Source organism: Lutibacter sp. (assembly GCF_040883305.1).
Classification (GTDB): Bacteria; Bacteroidota; Bacteroidia; order Flavobacteriales; family Flavobacteriaceae; genus Lutibacter.
Window position 1 is genome coordinate 1 of record NZ_JBFLKT010000438.1, and the last position, 5,561, is coordinate 5,561.

Annotated in this window: 6 protein-coding genes; 3 read left to right on the plus strand and 3 right to left on the minus strand. The window is 29.4% G+C overall.

The window, feature by feature from the left end; translation table 11 throughout:
* The 3 genes from mnmG to AB1Z17_RS14180 all read left to right on the plus strand — a co-directional run.
* The coding region (gene mnmG / locus AB1Z17_RS14170; RefSeq protein WP_368052421.1) for a tRNA uridine-5-carboxymethylaminomethyl(34) synthesis enzyme MnmG at positions 1–1,677 on the plus strand (1,677 nt) is incomplete at its 5' end.
* A gap of 180 nt (positions 1,678–1,857) precedes the next feature.
* A complete protein-coding gene (locus AB1Z17_RS14175) occupies positions 1,858–2,718 on the plus strand; it encodes a class I SAM-dependent methyltransferase (RefSeq protein WP_368052422.1) in 861 nt (286 codons plus the stop codon).
* A gap of 227 nt (positions 2,719–2,945) precedes the next feature.
* A complete protein-coding gene (locus AB1Z17_RS14180) occupies positions 2,946–3,455 on the plus strand; it encodes an OmpH family outer membrane protein (protein WP_368052423.1) in 510 nt (169 codons plus the stop codon).
* Between the two features lie 84 nt (positions 3,456–3,539).
* On the opposite strand, the gene AB1Z17_RS14185 is transcribed toward AB1Z17_RS14180, so the two are convergent.
* The 3 genes from AB1Z17_RS14185 to AB1Z17_RS14195 form a co-directional block, all read right to left on the minus strand.
* Positions 3,540–4,064 (minus strand): hypothetical protein, encoded by a 525-nt coding sequence (locus tag AB1Z17_RS14185; protein WP_368052424.1) that lies wholly within the window; start codon positions 4,062–4,064, stop codon positions 3,540–3,542.
* 10 nt (positions 4,065–4,074) lie between these two features.
* The gene (locus AB1Z17_RS14190) at positions 4,075–4,470 is read right to left on the minus strand and encodes a DoxX family protein (protein WP_368052425.1); all 396 of its coding nucleotides are present in this window, start codon (positions 4,468–4,470) and stop codon (positions 4,075–4,077) included.
* 2 nt (positions 4,471–4,472) lie between these two features.
* Positions 4,473–5,561: ATP-binding protein (locus AB1Z17_RS14195; RefSeq protein ID WP_368052426.1), on the minus strand; the 1,089-nt coding region annotated here is incomplete at its 5' end.

Consider the following 5,561-nt stretch of genomic DNA (forward strand, 5'->3'; position numbering starts at 1 on the left):
GGTGGTGATAGTGCAATTGTAACTGACGAAACTGCTATTCAGTTTAAAATGTTGAACAAATCTAAAGGACCTGCAATGTGGAGTCCAAGAGCCCAAAGTGATCGTATGCGTTTTGCTGAAACTTGGAGAAACATGTTAGAACAAACTGAAAAAGTTGACTTTTTTCAGGACATGGTAAAAGGGTTAATATTTGAAAATGATAAAATTGTTGGTGTTAAAACTTCTTTAGGAATTATAATAAAATCGAAAACTGTAATTATAACGGCAGGTACTTTTTTAAATGGTTTAATACATATAGGTGATAAAACATTTGGTGGAGGTAGAGCTGGAGAAAGTGCTTCAATTGGTATTACAGAAGATTTAGTAAAAGTTGGTTTTGAGGCTGGAAGAATGAAAACAGGAACTCCTCCAAGAGTTGATGGAAGATCTTTAGATTATTCAAAAATGATTGAACAGCCTGGTGATGAAAATCCTGAAAAGTTTTCTTATTTAGCTGCAACAAAACCATTAAAAAAGCAACGGTCTTGTTATATGAGTTATACTTCAAAAGAAGTACACGATTTATTAAGAACAGGTTTCGATAGATCACCTATGTTTAACGGGAGGATACAAAGTATTGGTCCAAGATATTGCCCTTCTATAGAAGATAAAATTGACAGATTTGCAACAAAGGAACGTCACCAGTTATTTGTTGAACCAGAAGGTTGGAATACGGTAGAGGTGTATGTAAATGGATTTTCAACTTCGTTACCTGAAGATATTCAAGATAAAGCTTTACGTAAAGTGGCAGGTTTTGAAAATGTAAAGTTTTTTAGATATGGTTATGCAATCGAATACGACTTTTTTCCACCTACTCAATTAAAGCATACACTAGAAACGAAGCTAATTAAAAACTTATATTTTGCAGGTCAAATTAATGGGACTACAGGTTATGAAGAAGCGGCTGCGCAAGGTTTAATGGCAGGGATTAATGCCGCTTTAAATGTGCAGGATAGAGTTCCTTTTATATTAAAAAGGAACGAAGCTTATATTGGTGTTTTAATCGATGATTTAATTACAAAAGGTACAGAAGAGCCTTATAGAATGTTTACATCTAGGGCCGAGTATAGAACTTTGTTACGACAAGATAATGCAGATTTACGTTTAACTCCCATGTCTTTTGAATTAGGTTTGGCTTCAAAAGAACGTATGACTAGAGTAATTGAAAAGCAGGAGAAAACAGATTTATTTGTAAAATTTTTAATTGAAACTAGCATAAAACCAGAGGTAATTAATCCAATTTTAGAAGCGAATAAAACCGCTCCAATTTCGCAATCTATGAAGATGTTTAAAATAGCTGCAAGACCACAATTAGATTTTCATGACCTTCAAAAAATACCCGATGTGGCTGCGTTTATTTTAGAAAATAATATTGATAATGAAATTATAGAGCAAACAGAAGTTCATGTTAAATATGCCGGCTATATTGAAAAAGAAAAGAATCAGGCAGATAAATTAAATAGATTAGAGAATGTTGCAATTCCGTCTAATTTCGATTATTCTAAAGTAAAATCTTTATCTATTGAAGCACGTCAGAAATTGACCAAAATCAAACCTATAACCATTTCCCAAGCGAGTAGAATTAGTGGGGTTTCACCAAGTGATGTTTCTGTTTTATTAGTTTATATGGGAAGATAATATTTAATGTTCCACGTGGAACGTTTTTTTTATTATTGAAAAATTGAAAGATTCAAAAGGATCATAATTCATGATTGTTTTATACCACAATGTCATTCCTGCTAAGGTAGGAATACATAGCGCGATGTTATTGTTTAATTATCAATTAATAATTGTGAATTGTTTTTAATTATTGTTTAAATGAATTTAGAAAAAACACCATATTTAAGTTGTATAGATTATACCGTTTCAAATAAAAAATTTGATTTACTGTACAATGCTGAGTACGATATGCTAGAAACGTTTCCCCAACCAAAAGTTGAGGATTTGTATTTGTATTACCAGAGTTTAGATTATATTTCACATACAGATGCTAAAAAATCTGTTGTAGATAAAGTGTATCAAATTGTAAAAAAGTATGCTCTAAATAAAAAATTAAAACTTATTAATTCATTTAAAACTTCAGAAAAAAAGTTATTAGATATTGGATGTGGTACAGGAGATTTTTTAGCAATTTGCAAAAATAATGGTTGGAATGTTGTAGGAGTAGAGCCAAATGAAAATGCAAGAAACTTAACTAAATCAAAAATTAATAAGAAATCGGATTCAAGTATTTTTACGGATATTAATGAATTAGAATCAGAAAAATTTGATGTCATAACTTTATGGCATGTATTAGAACATGTGCCGAACTTAGAAACATACATTTCAAAATTAAAATCCTTATTAAAGCCAAATGGAGTTTTGGTTGTTGCAGTTCCAAATTTTAAAAGTTATGATGCTTTGCATTATAAACAATATTGGGCAGCTTTTGATGTGCCACGACATTTATGGCATTTTTCAAAAACTGCGATTCAAAAACTTTTTTTAAAAGAACAAATGGATGTTGTTAAAACACTTCCAATGAAATTTGATTCGTTTTATGTTTCGTTGTTAAGTGAAAAATATAAAACGTCTAAATCTAATTTTCTAAAGGCATTTTATGTTGGTTTAAAGTCAAATTTAAAGGCAGCGTCTTCAAAAGAGTATTCTTCTTTAATTTACATCATAAAAAACACGTAAAATCGATTTTAAGCTCTTTTAACGAGTTTTTATCCCTGAATCTATTTATTGCCTTCCATTATTTTTAAAACACGAGTATATTTGAGCTATTTAGTCCATTTTTAATAAAGATTAATTATAGTATTATATTTTAGTATAAATTAATCGAATAATTAAAAATAATAATATAAACTATCTATTTTGTTTATATATTCGCAAAAATTTTAAAAGAACCAAAAATTAAAAACATGAAAAAATTACTATTAATTGCTTTTGTAATTCTATTTGCATCTTGTAATCAAACAAAAATAGCTTACATTAATGTTGAAGATTTAATGAAAGATTATGACGGAACAAAAGCTTTGGAAGAGACCTTAAAAGAAAAACAAGAGGTTATGGCAAAAGAATTGGATAGTATCTCTGCACCTTTTCAAACCAAAGTGCAAGAATATTATCAAAACGCTCAAAAAATGTCTGTTTCTAAAAGAGCTGAAACAGAACAAGCATTGCAGCAAGAGCAGCAGGGTTTACAAGCTAGACAGCAACAAGCTGGACAAGTATTACAGCAAGAAAATCAAAAATTAAGCGAAGCTATTACTAAAAAAGTAGATAGTTTTGTATCGGTTTATTCCAAAGCTAATGGTTTAAATTTAGTTTTAGGGACTTCTGGAAACGGAACTGTAATGTATGGAGATGACAACTTAAATGTTACAAGTGCTATTTTAGAATTATTAAATCAAGATTTTGCTAAAAAATAACATATAAATTATTAATAATCAGATAAAAAAAGCCTTTAATATACATTAAAGGCTTTTATTTTTTGTAGCAATTATACTGAAATTTTACTTACTTTTGGCTCCTGAAAATTGCTGTTCTTTTATTTTAAATAACACATTAAACGTGGTTAAACTTCCATAAATTCGAGTAATATATTGTTGTAAATCTACCTTATCTTGATCATCTAATTTACTTGAATTTATTTTTTGTTCCATAACTCTAATGCGATCTCTTACCATAACAATTTTATGAAAGAACGTGTCAATTGGAATTTCTTTACTTGCTAAAGTAGTGTCTTTTGGTTCAAGTATTATTTTTCCACCTTTCCAACGATCTCCGATTGGAATAATTTCAGAAATATCTGACCATTGTTTGAGCATGTTTTTAAGTGTGGTTTCTACTTCGTAGAAACTAATAGTATCAACATCATCTTCAACGCCTTCAATAACTTCAAAATCACTATCTAAATCAATAGTTTCCAATCCGTTTTCAATAAAAGTAACCCAATAATGTTTTGAGGTTACATTGGTAATTACACCCAAACCAAATTCGAAATGTTTAATGCGAGAACCTATTCCTAATAATTTCATAATCAATATTTTAAGTTAATAAATAAATTCCAATAATATTTAAAATAAAGTATACTGCAATATTCATTGCTCCAGGATAATCTTTAGCCAATCGTTGTCCTACCAAAAATTGTAATAAGGTAAGCGCAGAAATTTCCAATCCTATTTTAGCGATAGTAATTGAGTTTTCTGAAACCAAAAAATAAAGACCTATACTTAATAAAAGTAATGCGGCAATTTCAAAAATTAAAACCTGAACCAATAAAAGTGGAATCATTTTATAAAGTACCGTATTTTTAAAATGATTGGTATAATATAATATAGTGTTTTTCCAATCAGCTATTTTTTCAACAACTGATAAAAAATAAGTTATTATAAAGAATAACAACAGTAAAATTTCAGCTGAATTATTATTGAAAATCGACATAATTAATTGGTTTCTTTAGTATGTAAAAGGCGCGTTAATTTTATTGATAAATCTAACAAAATAATTTTTGCATTTCCATTACGTTCGATATGATATATGGCTTCATTTAATTCTTTTGTTATTTCCAAAATATTGCCACTATGTATAAAAGGCGCAAAATTATCTAACTTAAAACCAGGCGTTTTTGGCTCTAAAAAAACTAAAGAATCGGCACTATAATTTAACAACATAGCTTGTCTAAAAAACTGTAAACAGTATTTTAAAAATCGTTTTTGAGTTTCTCTTCCGCTTTTTGCAATAGTTTCGCTCCAACTAATTAAATTCTGAATTACCGCAGCGTTTCCTTTTGCTTTGAACGCAGCTCTTATCCAGGTAATAAACCATTGCTCAAATTGTTCATCGGCATTATCATTGTGTAATAAATGCAGTGCTTTGTTAAAATTCCCATCTGCCTGATGCGCAATTTGTGCTGCAATAGGTTGATCGGTACCTTCTTTTTCAATCAATCCTTTTTCAATAACTTGGTTAGATAATAATGGAAAATGCAATATTTGACAACGAGATTTTATAGTTGTAATTAGCTGCTGTTCGTCTTCAGCAACTAATAAAAATACCGTTTTTTCAGGAGGTTCTTCTAATAATTTTAATAATTTGTTAGAAGCAGAATTATTCATTTTTTCGGCCATCCAAATTATCATTATTTTAAAACCACCTTCGTAACTTTTTAGCTTTAATGATTTTACAATTTGTTCTGCTTCGTCAACACCTATTTGTCCTTGTTTATTTTCAACGCCAATAGATTGCAACCATTCAAATAAATTTCCATAAGGTTTGTTTTTAACAAAATCGCGCCATTCTTCTAAAAAATCATTACTTATCGGTTTGCTTTTAATGTTTTCATTAGTTGCAACTGGAAATGCAAAATGTAAATCAGGATGCATTAATTTTTCACATTTAATAGCGACCATTTCTGGATCATTGCTATTAGAAGCTAAAATATATTGTGCATAAGCAATTGCCATTTGTAATACACCAGAACCTTCTTTTCCAATAAATAATTGCGCATGAGAAACCCTACCATTGTTAGTAGA